The following is a 17,509-nucleotide window of genomic DNA, read 5'->3' as shown; positions in this document are numbered from 1 at the left end:
ATTTTCTTCGCCCCTGAAAATAAAAATCACAATTCCTGCATCTTTTTCGAATTTTTCCGGTCTTACTGATAGAAACATTTAAAATTTTATCATCATGAGAACAAAAAAATCAAATAATTGTGAGTGTGCTAACGGCGGGACATGTAATTGTGTTAACTGTCAATGTACAAATTGTAGCTGTCAAAGTTGTAAATAAAAAGCAACCCAACCTCTAAAAGGGTTGGGTTTTGTTTTGTATCTTTAAAATTACCAAAATCAGTATGAAAACAACAAAAGACATACCAACATCATTGACTTCAGCAGAAGTTTGGAATAGCTATTCAACCGAATTAAAGCGCTACATCAGAAGCAAAGTCAAAGATTCGGAATTGACTAATGATTTACTGCAAGAAGTATTTATTAAGGTTCATCTTAATTTAGAAAAAGTACAAAAAACAGAAAGTTTACGCTCTTGGATTTTTAGTATTGTTTACAATACAGTTATGAATCATTTTGGAAAACCTACCAACATGTCTTTGGATGGCAATATGCCAGAAGAAGCTACTACAGAAGAGCAACGCAGTCCGATTAGTTGTTTATTGCCAATGATTAAAAATTTGCCGGAATTGTATAGAGAACCTTTGATTCAAAGTGAAATTAACGGAAAAAAGCAGGCTGAAGTGGCTGAAATTCTAAAAATGACACTACCTGCAGTAAAATCCAGAATACAACGAGGAAGAAGATTGCTGCAGGAAGGTTTCATGGAATGTTGCCATTACCGGTTAAATGATAAAGGCTTCCTAGTAGGGGAACATCAGGAAAAAGAGGATTGCCGTATTTGCGGAAAGCACTAGTTACTGAATTGCCTTTCCTTTATAATAATTCACCAACAAATCCACAAACTTGCTGTAACTGTCAATGCCTTCTTCTTGTTGGTTAGATTTTAAATATTGGTCGTAAAAAGTATGGAAAGCTTTGTCTATTAAAGTGTCGTATTGTTGCCAAAAGGTTTCACTTTCACGATAATTTTTAAGAATCCCCGGATTGATTTTGACCTTTAAACGGTCAAATTCCTTTTCGTTTTTCATGCCTATGTTCGACATACAATAGCGTAAGGCATTGGACAAAGCCGAGTATTGAAAATACAAATCTTCGTTTTTAACACCGGCTAAAAAACCAATGAAGTTGCATTCGCTTTCGCTACCAAAACCAATTTGATGCGCCATTTCGTGGCAAACTACATTCGGAAAACCATACATCGGTAGTTTGTCGTTAACTTGAGCTTCGTTGGTAAACGGATTCAAGTAGCCGCTAAATCCCATGTAAGTTAAGGGTAAACTCAAAAGCGATTTTTTTTGGCTTGGGATTTTATAGTCAAAATAAGGATGTTCTTTCGCCAGTTGATCGTAACCGTTCTGTGTCAGTTTAAAAACGCTGTCCTGACTGTATGGATTAGTTACTTTTTTTTCTCGGTCATTGGTTATAGCAATGTGAATTGCATTTGTTTTGGTAATCAAATTTTCGGTAAACACCACCAACTCTTGTTCGGTGTATTCTCTTTTGATTTTCATTTTTTCGAACAACGGTACTCTATAGTAATTGAATGCCCAAAGCAAATGAAACAAAAAATAAGCCACTGAAATAAAACTCAATAGCGGCCAAACCTTGACTTTCCATGGTATTTTCCGATTTTTATACAGCCAATAGATGCCGTAAAGAACCACAAAACTGTAAACAATATCGCCAACAGAAAACGGAATTCTTCCCAATAAGAAACGCGAACATTTTGAAAGCCAAATATATAAGCCATTGCTGTAGAAGCGTTCCACCGTTTCCGGGAAAAAGGCTAATATTTTCAGCAGGATTAGCTGAATCAACAAAAACAACGGCAGTATATATTTTCGTTTCAAAGTATCTTTTTAAAATGTAAATATAATCACAAATCAATTTCTAAAGTAGTTAAACTTTGTAACTTTGCCAAGCTGAGTGACTGAGTCGCTGAGTCGCTGAGTAACTTAGTTATTTATCGGCTAAAGACGAGTCTAAACTCAGCCACTTAGTAACTTAGCAACTTAAAAATAAAATGAGCCAAGACATTAGAAACTTAGAGCCTAAAGCCCTTTGGAACAAGTTTGCCGATTTAAATGCGGTACCGCGTCCGTCTAAAAAAGAAGAGCGCGTCATAGAATTCATGAAAAACTTCGGAAACAGTTTAGGATTAGAAACTTTTGAAGATGATATCCGAAATGTAATCATCCGTAAACCTGCTACTCCCGGGATGGAAAACCGTAAACCTATCGTATTGCAAGGTCACTTGGATATGGTGCATCAAAAAAATAACGATACCGAGTTCGACTTTTTAACGCAAGGCATCGATATGTATGCGGATGGCGATTGGGTACGCGCTAAAGGAACTACATTGGGAGCCGACAACGGTTTGGGTGTAGCTGCTATTATGGCTATTTTAGAAAGTAAAGACATTCCGCATCCTGCTATTGACGCCTTGTTTACCATAGATGAAGAAACCGGAATGACTGGTGCTTTGAACTTAAAAGCCGGTATTTTAAAAGGAGAAATTCTACTGAATTTAGATACGGAAGAAGACGATGAAATCGATATCGGTTGTGCCGGTGGTATCGACGTTACGGCTACCAGAACTTATCATGAGGAAGAAACTCCGGAAGGTTCTGTGGGTTACACTATTACTGTGAAAGGCTTGAATGGCGGTCACTCCGGTATGGATATCAACAAAGGATTAGGGAATGCCAACAAAATCATGAACCGTTTTTTGTTTGACGGATTTGAAAACTTCGGATTGCAAATCGCTGAAATTAATGGCGGTAGTTTGCGCAATGCGATACCGCGTGAAAGTGTGGCCAAAGTGATTGTAGCCGGTATGTATGATGAGGCATTTGTATTTGATATGCAAGAAATCATCAACGATATCAAAACCGAATTCAAAACGACAGAACCTAACTTAACCATCGAAATTGTAAAGAGCGATTTACCGGCGAAAGTGATGGATTTAGGCGTGCAAGAAGGGTTGTTGCGTTCGATTTATGCGGCGCATAACGGCGTATACCGTATGAGTGCCGACATGGCTGATTTGGTGGAAACTTCTAATAATATTGCCAGAGTAGTGGTGAAAGACGGACAAATTTCTATCCAGAATTTGACTCGTTCCTCAGTAGAAAGTTCTAAAATGGATTTGGCTAATGGCTTGCGTTCGGCTTACGAATTGTTTGGTTGCGAAGTTGAATTCGGCGGCAGCTATCCGGGTTGGACACCGAATGTAAATTCGGAAATCTTAAAAGTTTTGGTCGATATTTACGAAAAACAAAACGGAACCAAACCCAATGTAGTGGCTTGTCACGCCGGATTGGAATGTGGAATTTTAGGAACTAACTACCCTGGAATGGACATGATTTCTTTCGGGCCGACGATTCACGGTGCGCACAGTCCGGATGAAAGAGCTTCGATTAAATCGTCTCAAAAATTCTGGAAATTCTTTTTAGAGATTTTAGCTAACATTCCTGCCAAAAATTAGATTGTTAGACATCTTAGAATATTAGATTATTAAAAACCCGTTCAACAAATGAGCGGGTTTTTTATTGTTATCTTTGCCCAAAATTATATTATGCTCCAAAGTCTCTACCATATTTTTCGCAACGAATGTCCCAATTGCCACAAAGGCAAAGTGTTTGCTGATAAGAGTTTTTTCTTCAGTTTGGGTTTCCCGAGGATGAACGAATACTGCAGTCATTGTAACACTAAATTTGAAAAAGAACCGGGTTATTTTTTCGGCGCTATGTTTGTGAATTACGGTTTAACCGTAGGACAAGGCATCATTACTTACGCTATTGCGAGTCCGTTTTTTGACAAAACCTTCGATTTGAGAATCATTCCGATTATTGCCACTGTAATTATTTTGCTCAGTTGTTTTAATATCCGATTGTCGCGGATGATTTGGATTTATCTGTTCAAAAATTATTCGCGTTAATCTCGTTTTTTATTTCGTTTCCCATACCAAATCAAGAAACCTGTAATTGGCAAACTCGCAATCAACAAACTAATCAAAAAGGCAAAAACTTTTCCGGGTAAACCCAATATAGCTCCGGTATGAATGTCGTAATTCATTCGGATGAGTTTATCGGAAGCTGTAGCGTTAGCTAACTTTCCGTAAATGTGTTTGACTTCTTTTTCTTTTAAAGTGTATTGATCGAAATAACGATAGTCGGTTTTCCAATAAGTGCCTTTGTCCAAGTTAGCGTTGGCGGCTATTGAGCTCGAATCGGTTTCCGGCGGATGGACTTCTATCGATTGGGCATTGGGATAGTCTTTTTGCATGAGGAACCACACTTTATCCAGCGGTTTCTCAATGGCAGAAACTGAGATTTCTTTTTGGGATATAGGATCTTCATAGACCAATGATTTTTCGCCACCAATTAAAGTGTAATAGCCGTAAGCAAACCAAGGAAATCCCCAAACCAATCCTGTAATGGCAAATATCAAAGCGATAGCCATTACGTAAAATCCGGTAATATTGTGCAAATCGTAGTTTTTACGTTTCCATTTTATCCCGTCTTTCCAACGAAACCAAAAGCGTTGTTTGGCGGCTTTTTTGTTTTTGGGATACCAAAGAATCAAGCCTGTAATTAACATTAACAGAAAGATTAAGGTTGCCGAAGCAATAACCGTTTGCCCGATTTCATGCGGTAGCCAGAGGTAAAAATGACCGTCCAAAACCCAACGGAAAAAGCCCGAATACATATCGGCGACTTCCAAAATTTCTCCCGTATACGGATTGAGGTAAATGATGTTGTAATAATCGTTTAGTTTGTTTTGGTCGTCGTGACTGAAAAAAATGGCTTCTGCCGACTGACTTTGACCATTGTATTTGATGGCGTGGAGCGATTGCTGCGGCAATTCGGCACGGGCTATTTTTTCTAATTCAGAAGGTAGGAGGAAAGCTTTGTTTTGTTTTTCCACAAAGCGATAGGTTTCTGTGATGTTCTGAATTTCTTCTTGAAAAGCGTACAAACAGCCTGTAATGGCGATGATAAAAACAATACTGCCGGAAGCCAATCCTAACCAAAGATGGATATTTCTGATGATTTTTTTAAAGCCTACTTTTTTCATTGACTAAGATTAAAAACTCCTCACCGAAATGAGGAGTTCCATTAAACAAACAAAAACCAAATTTTAATAGGGATTAAAATTTATACGTTAATCCGGCAGTTAAACTTCTCAAACGTTGAGGCGTAACGGTTGACCAACCGGTATAATATTTTTCGTTGAACAAATTGTTCACTTTTAAAGTAATGTTAAATTTATCGTTGTTATAGGATAGCGCCGAGTTCAAGATAGTGTAATCCGGTAAGGCAAAAGTCCCGATATTGGCTCTGTTCAGGGTTTTGTGCTCGCTCGCATGGTTACCACCAATACCCAAACCGAAACCTTTCAATTTTCCTTCGGTAAAGAAGTAATTCGCCCACAAATTCACTAAGGTTTTCGGACCGGCTTCTTCCGGACGCAAGCCTAAATAGCCGCTATCGGTATTGTCTTTAGTCACTTCGCTGTCGTTGTAACTGTAACCACCAATGATGTTGAAACCTTTAATCGGGTTTACCGTTACGCTTAATTCAACACCTTTGCTTTCCACTTCGCCGCCTTGTACAGAAGCATTCGGGTTGGTAGCGTCAGCCATTAGTCGATTTTTAACGTTGATGTCGTAGTAGCTCAAGGAAGCCGAAATAATGTCTTTGTACAAGTTGGTTTTTAATCCGAATTCGTATTGGTTGGCTTGTTCCGGATCGAAAGTTGCGGCTACGGTATTGGTTGGACCGTCAGCTCTTTGTCCGGGTTCGATATTTTTAAAACCATTCATGTAATTCCCGAAAACCGACACTTTGTTTTCAATAATTTGGTATACGGCTCCGAATTTTGGGGAAACCGCAATCTGACTTTTCACTTCCTCAGCGGCATAAGCTGAAGTTTTTCCTCTGAATTCATCTACACGCAAACTCGCCATTACCGATAGTTTATTGGTAATATTGATAACATCCGATACATAAGCACTCACCACTTGCGATTCGGTATCCGAATTGGGTTCGAAAGTGCCGGCTAATAAGTTGTCGATACCGGCTTGGGTTAAATTGGCTGCACCCGAATCAGTTTGGTTTACCAAAGAAATCGTTCCGGCGCCCACCCAGTTATTACTGGCGTTTAGGATGTTTTGGGCGTAATAATCGATACCGATAACCATGCGGTTTCTGAGGTTACCGATTTTGAAATCTCCGATAAAGTTTTGTTGGATATCCGTAGCAAGGGTTTGTCCGTTTCGTTTAGAGATAAAACGCGTGAACTCGTCACCATTAGCCGAATCCCACAAATAGGAATAATAGCCATTGGTTTTGCTGTTGCTTCTGGATAAAACGGTTTGCGAGGTCCAGTTGTCTGACAATTTGTAAAGCATTTGCGCTTGTAAGTTGAAGGTCGGATTGCTGATAGTCAATTCGTTTGAAGTGTATGATTTTTTATAATTCTGTTCGAATAAGTCGATTGAATTGAACGACAAAGGCGAATAACGACTCAAGAAAATCATGGGAGCATTAGCCGAAGTTCTGTTAGTGAATTCCGTATTAATTAAAAATGATAACTTATCGTTTACCTTGTAACTTAAGGATGGCGCTACGAAAAGCGATTTAGAAAATCCGGCATCTTGAAAAGAGTTTTCGTTTTGGTATGCCGAAGTGATTCGCACTGCAACGTCTTTATTGAGCGGCACATTCACATCGGCTGTGATGCGATCCATACCGTAAGTTCCGGCATTGTATCCGATTTCACCACTGAAGTTTTGGTGCGGTTTTTTGGTTACGATGTTGATTAAACCGCCGTATGAAATTAAACTGCTGCCAAATAAGGTTCCCGATGGACCTTTGATAACTTCAATATTGTCGACATTAATTGGGTCGATACTACCGTTATTGATGCCCGGCAATCCGTTTACCATAGTGGGCTGTACCGAAAATCCTCTCATGGAATAAAACTCGGCACCATCGCCACCACGACCGGTAGATTCCCATAGACGCGTTACTCCGGTAGCGTTTTTCAAGGCGTCGTTAAAGTTGGTCACTACTTGCTCTTTCAGTAATTCGCTCGTAACGGTATTGTACACTTGCGGATTCTCGATGTTGTTGAGTGGCATTTTGGATACTGTAGTACTTTTTTCTCTTTTGTACTTGTATTTGTTGTTGTTGATTTCAACTTCTTTTAAAGCATTGATGGTATCTTTTTTGGTTTCTTGTCCAAAAGCAGCCATCGACACTAAAAAAGCCGTAGTTAGGGTTGCTATGATTTTCATTCTTATTTAGATTAAATTAAAATAATATTGCAAATCTATAAATACAGAAATAAATAAAAAAATTTATTTAGACTAAATATAAATAATATTTTTTATCGAATTGATTTACTTACGTTTAGACATAAAAAAATCTCGCGGCTTAGGCGAGATTTGATGAGATTTATTGAGAATTACAGGGTTATTTCTTTTGCATCGGATAGCTTTCGGTACTTGGTTTGCCTTGTTGTTTTCCTGAAATTGTGGCCACTAATGACTTTTCGTTGACTTTTTTGTAGACAATTTTTTGAGGATAATCGTGTTTCGGATTTTCGAAAGTAAAGTTGTTTTCTGCTTCTGAAGTGAGTTTAAAATCAACGGCTTCGTCGTTGTTTTGTCCCTTTACAGTTGGGCGATACACCAAGTCATCATTAACTTGTGTCAACACTATACTTTCGTTGTGTACCGTGTCTTTTTTATTGATGATAAAATAGGTTTGCCCCGAAAAAGTACTGTCATTGGTTTTGATCCAGGTTTCGGTTAAATAACCTTCCGGAGTAGTATTTTCCCATTGGCCAATGAGCCAACTCATCTTTTCGAGTTTTTCAAATTGTTTGTCGGATTTGTTTTGGCAGGAACCGAATACAATAATAGTTATAATAAGGATTGATTTTTTCATAATAGTGCATTTGTATTGCAATAGTACAAAAAAAAACGCAACAGTCACTAGCCCTGATGGTAGCGAAAATCCTTTTTGCCATTGGTAATGTTGCAACGCTTATGGTTCAACGTTGTGGCAAAAAGATTGCAGCGTACAGCAGGAGACAGCTCCAAAAAAAATAAAATTTATTGCTTTATTTTGCCTAAATTTGCACACTTTTAAAAGAAAACTGCAACAATGTTAGAGAGATTACAATATGTAAAACAGCGCTTCGACGAGATTTCGGATTTGATTATTCAGCCCGATGTAATTGCCGATCAAAAGCGTTACGTACAGTTAAATCAGGAATACAAAACCTTGAAAGCCCTTATGGATAAACGTGAGGAGCTGATCAATGTGACCGGAAATATCGAAGAAGCCAACGAAATTATTGCCGATGGCTCGGATGCCGAAATGGTAGAAATGGCCAAAATGCAGTTGGATGAAGCCAAAGAGCGTTTGCCGCAATTGGAAGAAGAAATCAAGTTCATGCTTATCCCGAAAGATCCGGAAGATGCCAAGAACGTGATGGTGGAAATCCGTGCCGGAACCGGTGGTGATGAAGCTTCCATTTTTGCGGGTGACTTGTATCGTATGTACACCAAATACTGTGAAAGCAAAGGTTGGAGAACTTCGGTAGTCGACATGAACGAAGGAACTTCGGGCGGTTTTAAAGAGGTTATTTTTGAAGTGACCGGAGAAGATGTTTACGGTACTTTAAAATTCGAAGCCGGTGTACACCGCGTGCAACGTGTACCGCAAACGGAAACCCAAGGAAGAGTGCATACCTCGGCAGCTACAGTGATGGTGTTGCCGGAAGCTGAAGAGTTCGACGTGCAAATCGACATGAATGATGTGCGAATCGACTTTTTCTGTTCCTCAGGACCGGGCGGACAATCGGTAAATACGACCAAATCGGCCGTTCGTATGACGCACATTCCTACCGGATTGGTAGCCCAATGTCAGGATGAAAAATCACAGCATAAAAACAAAGACAAAGCCTTAACGGTATTGCGTTCGCGTTTGTACGAAATGGAATTGGCCAAAAAGCAAGAGGAAGATGCTAAAAAGCGTAATTCTCAGGTAAGCAGCGGCGACCGTTCGGCTAAAATTCGCACCTACAATTATGCGCAAGGCAGAATTACGGACCACCGAATCGGATTGAGCATTTTCGACCTGGACGGCTTTATGAACGGTAACCTTCAAAAAATGATTGACGAGTTACAGTTGGTAGCCAACACCGAAAAATTAAAAGAAAGCGAAGTTTTCTAAGATACCGGGCCTCATTCATTGAGGCTTTTTTTATGTTAGAAGCGAATGGCTCGGGCTTTATCGGGTATGGCAATTCCCGCTGTCCGCGCTACAAGGTAGCTGCTCCCATCGGGGCTAAAGAGCTAACTATCGGAGGGCTTGGGTGATTTTTTACAACTAATATTGCAAAAACTTTGCGAACTTTACATACAAACTAACTATAATGACAACAACACAACTCATCCAACAAATTCAAAACAAAAAGTCCTTTCTCTGTATAGGTTTGGACGTCGATTTACACAAAATACCATCGCACTTATTAACGCTGGAAGATCCGATTTTCGAATTCAACAAAGCCATTATCGACGCTACGCACGATTTATGTGTTTCCTATAAACCCAATATGGCTTTCTATGAAGCCCACGGATTAAAAGGCTGGACATCGCTCCAAAAAACCATCAACTATATCAACGAAAACTATCCTGAAATCTTCACCATAGCCGATGCCAAACGCGGCGATATAGGGAATACATCTACCATGTACGCCAAAGCCTTTTTGGAAGATTTGAACTTCGACAGTGTAACGGTTGCGCCTTATATGGGCAAAGACAGTGTTGAACCTTTTTTAGCTTTCGAAAACAAACACACCATATTGTTAGCGCTGACTTCCAACGAAGGTGCCTTTGATTTTCAAACGCAAAATGTAGGTCATGACGCTTTGTATCAAAAGGTAATCAAAACATCAAAAACTTGGAAAAACAGTCAGAATTTGATGTATGTAGTAGGCGCCACCAAAGCCGAATATTTTGCGGAAATCCGTAAAATTGTACCGAACAATTTTTTATTGGTTCCCGGTGTAGGAGTGCAAGGCGGCAGTCTTTCAGAGGTTTGCAAATACGGAATGAACGAAGAGATAGGTTTATTAATCAACTCTTCCAGAGCGATCATTTACGCTTCTAACGGTACTGATTTTGCCGAAAAGGCCAGGGAAGAAGCATTGCTATTGCAACAGGAAATGGAAGGAATTTTAAAGACTTTGTAAATCTCAGTCAAACAACCATGAAAACCTTTATTGATCAACTCGGCACTTCTCATACTTTCGAAACTACACCTAAGCGAATCGTTTCTTTAGTGCCATCGCTAACCGAATTGTTATACGATTTGGGTTTGGAAGAGAGTATTGTCGGAATTACAAAATTTTGTGTGCATCCGTTTCATTTCAAATCGACCAAAAAAATCATTGGCGGAACTAAAAATGTGCATGTTGAAAAAATACGATTGCTCCAACCGGATATCATCATTGCCAATAAAGAAGAGAATACGCTTGAGATAGTGCAACAATTGACCGAGATTTGTCCGGTTTGGGTTACCAACATCATTACTTTAGAAGACAATAATAAAATGATAGCTGATTTTGGGCAGTTGTTCAACAAAAGAACTGAAGCGCAAAAATGGATTGATAAAATTCAGTTTGCCCATCTTGATTTTGAGCACTTCATTCAAGGCCAACCTACATACAAAGCGGCTTACTTTATTTGGGCGAATCCTTATATGGTAGCTGGTGGCGATACCTTTATCAACGAAATGTTGCGTCTGAATAAATTCCAAAACATCTACGAAAACAATCCTAATGTTACCGGCAGATATCCGGAAGTGGAAATCAAGAAAATTCGTTTAGAAGGTGATCCCGATTTGGTCTTGTTGTCTTCGGAACCGTTTCCTTTTAAAGATGAACACGCCTTTGAATTAGGCCGATTTACGCATCACGCCAAAACGTTTTTTGTGGATGGCGAAATGTTCTCTTGGTATGGCAGTCGCTTAGTCAAAGCCTTTGATTACTTTAAAAAACTACATCAAAAATTAGCATAAAAAAAAGCCGATGCTTTCCCAAGCACCGGCATTTTTTAACTAACCTAACCAAATAATAAAAAACCAATCTTATTACGTTACAAAGATAAGCCTCGATTTCAAGTTGCTGTGTTAAGGTTTTGTTATTCTTATGTTATTGATTTCTAAAAAATTAAGGTTTTTTGTCTTGTAGCGCAAATACTTTCTTCAATAATGGAGAAGTTCTGGCACTTAATTGCGTTCTAATGTCTTTCTCTTCTATGGCAATCATTGTAAACACACCTTGTAAGGCTTTGTTAGTCGTGTAATCTGTCAGATCGGGATTAATCTTGGTAACCAACGGAATACTGTTGTACTTTTTGATGATGTTGGCCCAGACTTTATCAGCGCCTACTTTGGCTAACGAACTTTGAATTACCGGACTGAATTTGGCATATAGCGGAGTAGTCGTTGTAGATTGTAAATAAGTAGTAGCCGCATTTTCATTGCCCATCAAAATGTTTTTGGCATCGGTAAAACTCATGTTCTTAACGGCGTCTACAAATATCGGCGTCGATTCTTTTACGGCTTCTTCAGCAGCGCGATTCAAGAGTAAAATACCTTCATCAGCCAAATCGCTCATGCCCATTTTGCGGAGTGTTTTGTCTACTTTTTGTAATTCTTCCGGGAGTAAAATTTTCACCAATTCGTTTTTGTAAAAGCCGTCGGTTGCGGTTAACTTACTCACTTGCTTCTCAATGCCTTTATTCAAAGCTTCTTTCAACCCTTTGGAAATATCGGTGGATGTTAATGAACTCAAACTTTTAGGAGTGTTTTTAACGGGTAATTTATTTTTTAAATTGTCTAAGGCTTTAATTTGTGACATTCCTAAAAACGGAACGAGTAGGAGTAGCGCGACTTTTGTTTTCATAAGCGGTTTCTTTTTTTCAAAAGTAAGCAATCTTCGTGCCGATTTATAGTTAAAGCTTGATTATATTATATAGTAGAAATTTTTGAAAAAAAACATTCAAATTACTTTTGAATTTCAATTTGACTGATAAAATTCAGTTAAGTTTTACTCCTATTTTTCTTGAAATCATTGTTCTGTTAGATAAAATTAATCATCGATTAACTTTGATGTGATTGAATAAAAATAAGTTCGTTTAAATTTGTAATATTTTTTTTGATAATTTTGGTTAAGTTTGATATAAATTCCTAAATTTAATTATTTTAATTTTAACTGCTAATCTTTATCCATTATGAAAAAACTTTTAAAATCATTTTTTTTATTGTTTACGACAATGATTTTAGCCCAAACAGCCCCAACTATTCAATGGCAAAAATCTCTAGGAGGTACTAATGGTGGAGATCACGCATATAGTGTTATTCAGACTGCTGATGGAGGTTATATTGCTGCAGGTTCATGTTCCTCAAATAATGGTATTGTGACGGGGAATCACGGATCTGGAGATTTTTGGATTGTTAAATTATCATCAGGAGGAGTATTGCAGTGGCAGAAGTCTTTGGGAGGAACTGGTTTTGAAGAGGCTCAGAGTATAATTCAAACATCCGATGGTGGATATATTGTGGTTGGATTTTCAAATTCAAATAATGGCGATGTTACAGGTAATCATGGTGTAGAGGATTATTGGGTTGTGAAATTATCATCAACAGGAACTATTCAATGGCAAAAATCTCTCGGTGGAACAGGTAATGAACAGGCAAAAAGTGTTGTTCAATCTACAGATGGGGGGTACGTTATAGTAGGTTATTCTAAGTCTAATAATGGTGATATTACAGGAAATCATGGAAATAGTGATTTTTGGATTGTAAAATTATCTTCATTGGGAGTTATTGAGTGGCAGAAGGCTATTGGAGGCTCAGCATTTGAGGAAGCCCACAGTATAATTAATACGTCAGATGGGGGATATATGGTGGCTGGATTCAGCACATCAAATAACGGAGATATAACAGGGAACCAAGGCAGTGGAGATTATTGGGTTGTCAAGTTAACATCCTCAGGGGCTGTACAATGGCAAAAAGCGTTGGGCGGAACAAATAATGATGAGGCTTATAGTATTATTCAAACTAATGATGGAGGGTACGTAGTTGCCGGTACTTCAAGTTCTAATAATGGTGATGTAACTGTAAACCAAGGTGGTGATGATTACTGGATTATTAAATTGAATTCTACTGGTGTTATACAATGGCAAAAATCCTTAGGAGGTTCAAATGATGATCAAGCATTTAGTATAGTTAAAACTGTCGATGGAGGCTACTTTATTGCCGGAAGTTCAGATTCAAATGATGGAGATGTAACTGGAAACCATGATGGTACAGATTATTGGGTAGTCAAAATAAATTCTACAGGTTCTAAACAATGGCAAAAATCTTTGGGAGGTTCAGAGTGGGATTATGCCTATAGTGCTATCCAAACAGCCGATGGAGGATTCGTAATTGGAGGATATGCAAATTCAAATGATGGAGACGTTACAGGAAATAGCGGTGATGATTATTGGATAGTGAAACTTGCTTCTGAAGCACTCGAGGTTAGCACTTTTAATCAAAATAATGTAAAACTCTATCCTAATCCTACAACAAATATCTTTAAAATCGAGGGTATAACCGTAAAAAATGTTTTAATTACTGATTTTATGGGTAAAACAGTTTTGAACACAACCAGTACCAATTCGTCTGTCAATATCAGCAGTTTGCAAAACGGAATTTATTTTGTTAGAGTAGAAAGCGAAAACGGAAACTCCATTACACATAAAATTATCAAGGAATAAAACTCAAACATTGTTCAATATTTTATAAAAAAAAACATAAAATGCCTCTGTTATTAGGAGGTATTTTTTTTTGAAAACTACCAAAATTCAAAAACCCAAGTTCCTAATTTTTCTGTAAATTGCACCCTCAAAACAGACACTTATTTAACAATGGTTCAAGAACAGCCCTATATTCCTAAAAATAAAGTAAGAATTGTTACTGCAGCTTCCCTTTTCGATGGTCATGATGCCGCCATCAACATTATGCGTCGTATTATCCAAGCCACCGGTGTAGAAGTAATACATTTAGGTCACGACCGTAGCGTGGAAGAAGTCGTTAACACTGCTATTCAGGAAGATGCTAATGCGATTGCGATGACTTCGTATCAAGGCGGTCACAATGAGTACTTTAAATACATGTACGATTTGTTGAAAGAAAAAGGCGCCGGACACATCAAAATTTTTGGTGGTGGTGGTGGTGTAATATTGCCTTCTGAGATTTCAGAATTGCACGAATACGGTATTACCCGAATTTATTCGCCGGATGACGGTCGCGCTATGGGATTGCAAGGCATGATTAACGACTTGGTAAAACAAGCCGATTTTCCGGTTGGTAACGAACTCAACGGTGAAATCAATCACTTAGAGGAAAAGAATCCTACGGCGATTGCCCGTGTGATTTCTTCGGCAGAAAATTTTCCTGAAGTAGCTAAAGAAACACTCGATGCCATCCATAAGAAAAATGAAACGACTCAAATTCCTGTTCTGGGAATTACCGGAACCGGTGGAGCCGGAAAATCATCCTTAGTGGATGAATTGGTACGCCGATTTTTAATTGATTTCCCGGAGAAAACCATCGGGTTAATTTCGGTCGATCCATCCAAAAGAAAAACCGGAGGCGCTTTGTTGGGCGACAGAATTCGGATGAATGCCATCAATAATCCAAGAGTTTATATGCGTTCGTTGGCTACTCGTCAGTCAAATTTGGCTTTGTCTAAATATGTCAACGAAGCCATTCAGGTATTAAAAGCGGCGAAATACGACATCATTATTTTAGAAACTTCGGGTATCGGACAAAGTGATACAGAGATTTTAGAGCATTCCGATGTTTCACTATATGTGATGACACCTGAGTTTGGGGCTGCAACCCAATTGGAGAAAATCGATATGTTGGATTTTGCCGATTTGGTAGCGATTAACAAATTCGACAAACGCGGTGCTTTGGATGCGATTCGCGATGTAAAAAAACAATACCAACGCAACCATAATTTATGGGATGTCAATCCCGATGATATGCCGGTTATCGGAACCATTGCTTCTCAGTTTAATGATCCGGGCATGAATACACTCTACAAAAAAATCATGGATAAAATTGTAGAGAAAACGGGCGCCGATTTACAATCGACTTTCGAAATCACTCGCGAAATGAGTGAGAAGATATTTGTTATTCCGCCACACAGAACAAGATATTTATCCGAGATAGCCGAGAACAATCGCAAGTACGACGAGACAGTTTTAACGCAAGTGGAAGTGGCTCAAAAGCTATACGGTATCTACAAAACCATTGAAAGTGTGGCCAAAAAGCAACTGCAAATTGACAAGTCTGGAATTGAAGTTAACAGTTTGAATTTCAATGAAGATAACAAAGAGTTTCTAAACTTATTGTTGAAAGAATTCGACCGCGTTAAAATGAACTTAGATCCGTTCAATTGGGAAATTATCCACACATGGAACGACAAAGTCAATAAATATAAAAATCCGGTTTACAGCTTTAAAGTCCGCGACAAAGAAATCAAAATTCAAACGCATACCGAAAGCTTATCACATTCTCAAATCCCGAAAGTGGCTTTGCCTAAATACCAAGCTTGGGGCGATATTTTAAAATGGAATTTACAAGAAAATGTACCGGGTGAATTCCCGTTTGCTTCCGGTTTGTATCCGTTTAAAAGAGAAGGCGAAGATCCAACGCGTATGTTTGCCGGAGAAGGCGGACCTGAACGCACCAACCGTCGTTTTCATTACGTATCTTTAGGTATGCCGGCCAAGCGTTTGTCAACGGCTTTTGACTCGGTTACCTTGTACGGAAACGATCCTGATTTGCGTCCGGATATTTACGGTAAAATAGGTAATGCCGGCGTTTCGATTTGTTGTTTAGACGACGCCAAGAAATTGTATTCCGGTTTCGATTTGAGTCACCCTATGACTTCGGTGTCTATGACGATTAACGGTCCGGCGCCAATGCTGTTAGGCTTCTTCATGAACGCGGCTATCGATCAAAACTGTGAAAAATACATCATTGAAAATAACCTTCAAGTAGAAGTTGAAGAAAAAATCAAAGAAATCTACAAGAAGAAAGGTTTACCAAGACCAAGATATAACGGCGAATTGCCACAAGGAAATAATGGTTTAGGCTTGATGTTGTTAGGCGTAACCGGTGACCAAGTGTTGCCAAAAGAAGTGTATGACGACATTAAAATCAAAACTTTGACGCAAGTTCGCGGTACGGTTCAAGCCGATATTTTAAAAGAAGACCAAGCGCAAAACACTTGTATTTTCTCTACCGAGTTTGCACTGCGTTTGATGGGCGACGTTCAGGAATATTTCATCCAAAAGAATGTCCGCAATTTTTACTCGGTTTCGATTTCCGGTTACCACATTGCCGAAGCAGGAGCGAACCCAATTACGCAATTGGCTTTCACCTTGGCTAACGGTTTCACTTATGTGGAATATTACCTAAGTCGCGGCATGAACATCAACGATTTCGGTCCGAATTTGTCGTTCTTCTTCTCGAACGGAATCGATCCGGAATACGCCGTGATTGGTCGCGTAGCTCGTAAAATTTGGGCGAAAGCCATGAAAAACAAATACGGTGCTAACGAGAGAGCGCAAATGTTGAAATATCATATTCAAACTTCGGGTCGTTCGTTACACGCGCAGGAAATTGACTTTAACGACATTCGTACCACGTTACAAGCCTTGTATGCCATTTACGACAACTGTAATTCGCTGCATACCAATGCTTACGACGAAGCCATTACCACGCCAACGGAAGAATCAGTGCGCAGAGCGATGGCCATTCAGCTGATTATCAACAAAGAATTAGGATTGGCTAAGAATGAAAATCCAATTCAAGGTTCCTTTATCATTGAAGAACTGACAGATTTGGTGGAAGAAGCTGTGTTACAGGAATTCGACCGTATCACAGAACGCGGTGGTGTTTTAGGCGCTATGGAAACCATGTACCAAAGAAGTAAAATTCAGGAAGAAAGTTTGTACTACGAAACCTTGAAACATACAGGAGAATTCCCAATTATAGGGGTGAATACGTTCTTGAGTTCCAAAGGATCGCCAACCGTAATTCCGGCTGAAGTGATTCGCGCTACAGAGGAAGAAAAGCAATTCCAAATTAGTACGTTGCATAACCTTCACCAAGCACATGCGGGCAAGGAAGCAGAACAATTGCAAAGCTTGCAAGAGGCTGCCATCAATAACAAGAATATTTTTGAAAAATTAATGGAAGCCACAAAGTATTGTTCGTTAGGACAAATTACTTCCGCTTTGTTTGAAGTGGGCGGTCAGTACCGACGCAATATGTAAGCTGAATTAGAATTATAAAATGATAAAACCTCACTAATAGTGAGGTTT

At 38.9% G+C, this 17,509-nt stretch carries 13 protein-coding genes; 8 read left to right on the top strand and 5 right to left on the bottom strand.

All coding sequences use genetic code 11. The features are described from left to right. Nucleotides 1-260: 260 nt before the first annotated feature. Nucleotides 261-833, top strand: coding sequence for a sigma-70 family RNA polymerase sigma factor (locus ACJG85_RS10580; protein ID WP_412476383.1), 573 nt, complete (start codon nt 261-263; stop codon nt 831-833). Here ACJG85_RS10580 and ACJG85_RS10575 read toward each other — a convergent pair whose 3' ends face one another. After that, nucleotides 834-1,889: a DUF3810 domain-containing protein gene (locus ACJG85_RS10575; protein ID WP_412476382.1), complete on the bottom strand. Its 1,056-nt coding sequence runs from the start codon at nt 1,887-1,889 to the stop codon at nt 834-836. A 173-nt stretch (nt 1,890-2,062) separates the two neighbouring features. Here ACJG85_RS10575 and ACJG85_RS10570 point away from each other — a divergent pair, with 173 nt between their 5' ends. Both ACJG85_RS10570 and ACJG85_RS10565 read left to right on the top strand, forming a co-directional pair. After that, the gene (locus ACJG85_RS10570; protein ID WP_412476381.1) at nt 2,063-3,526 is read left to right on the top strand and encodes an aminoacyl-histidine dipeptidase; all 1,464 of its coding nucleotides are present in this window, start codon (nt 2,063-2,065) and stop codon (nt 3,524-3,526) included. Between the two features lie 90 nt (nt 3,527-3,616). Continuing rightward, entirely contained in the window at nt 3,617-3,979 is a 363-nt protein-coding gene (locus tag ACJG85_RS10565) for a DUF983 domain-containing protein (RefSeq protein ID WP_412464034.1), read from the top strand. Here the strand turns inward: ACJG85_RS10565 and ACJG85_RS10560 are convergent. The 3 genes from ACJG85_RS10560 to ACJG85_RS10550 all read right to left on the bottom strand — a co-directional run bounded on the left by ACJG85_RS10560 (nt 3,976) and on the right by ACJG85_RS10550 (nt 7,997). Next, the gene (locus ACJG85_RS10560) at nt 3,976-5,118 is read right to left on the bottom strand and encodes a PepSY-associated TM helix domain-containing protein (protein ID WP_412476380.1); all 1,143 of its coding nucleotides are present in this window, start codon (nt 5,116-5,118) and stop codon (nt 3,976-3,978) included. The two genes, ACJG85_RS10565 and ACJG85_RS10560, sit on opposite strands and share 4 nt — an antisense overlap. A gap of 73 nt (nt 5,119-5,191) precedes the next feature. After that, entirely contained in the window at nt 5,192-7,342 is a 2,151-nt protein-coding gene (locus ACJG85_RS10555; protein ID WP_412476379.1) for a TonB-dependent siderophore receptor, read from the bottom strand. A 178-nt stretch (nt 7,343-7,520) separates the two neighbouring features. Beyond that, on the bottom strand, nt 7,521-7,997 hold the full coding sequence (locus ACJG85_RS10550; RefSeq protein WP_412476378.1) for a DUF6265 family protein: 477 nt from the start codon (nt 7,995-7,997) through the stop codon (nt 7,521-7,523). A 219-nt stretch (nt 7,998-8,216) separates the two neighbouring features. On the opposite strand from ACJG85_RS10550, the gene prfA reads away from it, so the two are divergent. The 3 genes from prfA to ACJG85_RS10535 all read left to right on the top strand — a co-directional run bounded on the left by prfA (nt 8,217) and on the right by ACJG85_RS10535 (nt 11,138). Then, the gene (gene prfA / locus ACJG85_RS10545) at nt 8,217-9,290 is read left to right on the top strand and encodes a peptide chain release factor 1 (RefSeq protein ID WP_295333031.1); all 1,074 of its coding nucleotides are present in this window, start codon (nt 8,217-8,219) and stop codon (nt 9,288-9,290) included. Nucleotides 9,291-9,492: 202 nt separating this feature from the next. Beyond that, nucleotides 9,493-10,311: an orotidine-5'-phosphate decarboxylase gene (pyrF, locus tag ACJG85_RS10540; protein ID WP_412476377.1), complete on the top strand. Its 819-nt coding sequence runs from the start codon at nt 9,493-9,495 to the stop codon at nt 10,309-10,311. A 17-nt stretch (nt 10,312-10,328) separates the two neighbouring features. Beyond that, nucleotides 10,329-11,138, top strand: coding sequence for an ABC transporter substrate-binding protein (locus ACJG85_RS10535; protein WP_412476376.1), 810 nt, complete (start codon nt 10,329-10,331; stop codon nt 11,136-11,138). A gap of 151 nt (nt 11,139-11,289) precedes the next feature. Here ACJG85_RS10535 and ACJG85_RS10530 read toward each other — a convergent pair whose 3' ends face one another. Next, complete coding sequence (locus tag ACJG85_RS10530) at nt 11,290-12,027, bottom strand: DUF4197 domain-containing protein (protein ID WP_412464028.1); 738 nt, start codon at nt 12,025-12,027, stop codon at nt 11,290-11,292. A gap of 328 nt (nt 12,028-12,355) precedes the next feature. Here ACJG85_RS10530 and ACJG85_RS10525 point away from each other — a divergent pair, with 328 nt between their 5' ends. Both ACJG85_RS10525 and ACJG85_RS10520 read left to right on the top strand, forming a co-directional pair. After that, nucleotides 12,356-13,885: a T9SS type A sorting domain-containing protein gene (locus ACJG85_RS10525; RefSeq protein WP_412476375.1), complete on the top strand. Its 1,530-nt coding sequence runs from the start codon at nt 12,356-12,358 to the stop codon at nt 13,883-13,885. 150 nt (nt 13,886-14,035) lie between these two features. Beyond that, nucleotides 14,036-17,461 (top strand): methylmalonyl-CoA mutase family protein, encoded by a 3,426-nt coding sequence (locus tag ACJG85_RS10520; RefSeq protein WP_412476374.1) that lies wholly within the window; start codon nt 14,036-14,038, stop codon nt 17,459-17,461. The last annotated feature ends 48 nt before the right edge of the window (nt 17,462-17,509 follow it).

Origin of the sequence: Flavobacterium mekongense (genome assembly GCF_047038255.1) — a bacterium.
Lineage (GTDB): Bacteria > Bacteroidota > Bacteroidia > Flavobacteriales > Flavobacteriaceae > Flavobacterium > Flavobacterium mekongense.
This window is presented reverse-complemented; position numbering and strand designations above follow the sequence as displayed.

Bases quoted from the DNA above. Each gene is read 5' to 3' on its own strand.
- ACJG85_RS10535 (WP_412476376.1), top strand. From the start codon at position 10,329: ATGAAAACCTTTATTGATCAACTCGGCACTTCTCATACTTTCGAAACT.
- ACJG85_RS10560 (WP_412476380.1), bottom strand. From the start codon at position 5,118: ATGAAAAAAGTAGGCTTTAAAAAAATCATCAGAAATATCCATCTTTGG.
- ACJG85_RS10555 (WP_412476379.1), bottom strand. From the start codon at position 7,342: ATGAAAATCATAGCAACCCTAACTACGGCTTTTTTAGTGTCGATGGCT.
- ACJG85_RS10525 (WP_412476375.1), top strand. From the start codon at position 12,356: ATGAAAAAACTTTTAAAATCATTTTTTTTATTGTTTACGACAATGATT.
- ACJG85_RS10565 (WP_412464034.1), top strand. From the start codon at position 3,617: ATGCTCCAAAGTCTCTACCATATTTTTCGCAACGAATGTCCCAATTGC.
- ACJG85_RS10570 (WP_412476381.1), top strand. From the start codon at position 2,063: ATGAGCCAAGACATTAGAAACTTAGAGCCTAAAGCCCTTTGGAACAAG.
- pyrF (WP_412476377.1), top strand. From the start codon at position 9,493: ATGACAACAACACAACTCATCCAACAAATTCAAAACAAAAAGTCCTTT.
- prfA (WP_295333031.1), top strand. From the start codon at position 8,217: ATGTTAGAGAGATTACAATATGTAAAACAGCGCTTCGACGAGATTTCG.
- ACJG85_RS10550 (WP_412476378.1), bottom strand. From the start codon at position 7,997: ATGAAAAAATCAATCCTTATTATAACTATTATTGTATTCGGTTCCTGC.
- ACJG85_RS10580 (WP_412476383.1), top strand. From the start codon at position 261: ATGAAAACAACAAAAGACATACCAACATCATTGACTTCAGCAGAAGTT.
- ACJG85_RS10530 (WP_412464028.1), bottom strand. From the start codon at position 12,027: ATGAAAACAAAAGTCGCGCTACTCCTACTCGTTCCGTTTTTAGGAATG.
- ACJG85_RS10520 (WP_412476374.1), top strand. From the start codon at position 14,036: ATGGTTCAAGAACAGCCCTATATTCCTAAAAATAAAGTAAGAATTGTT.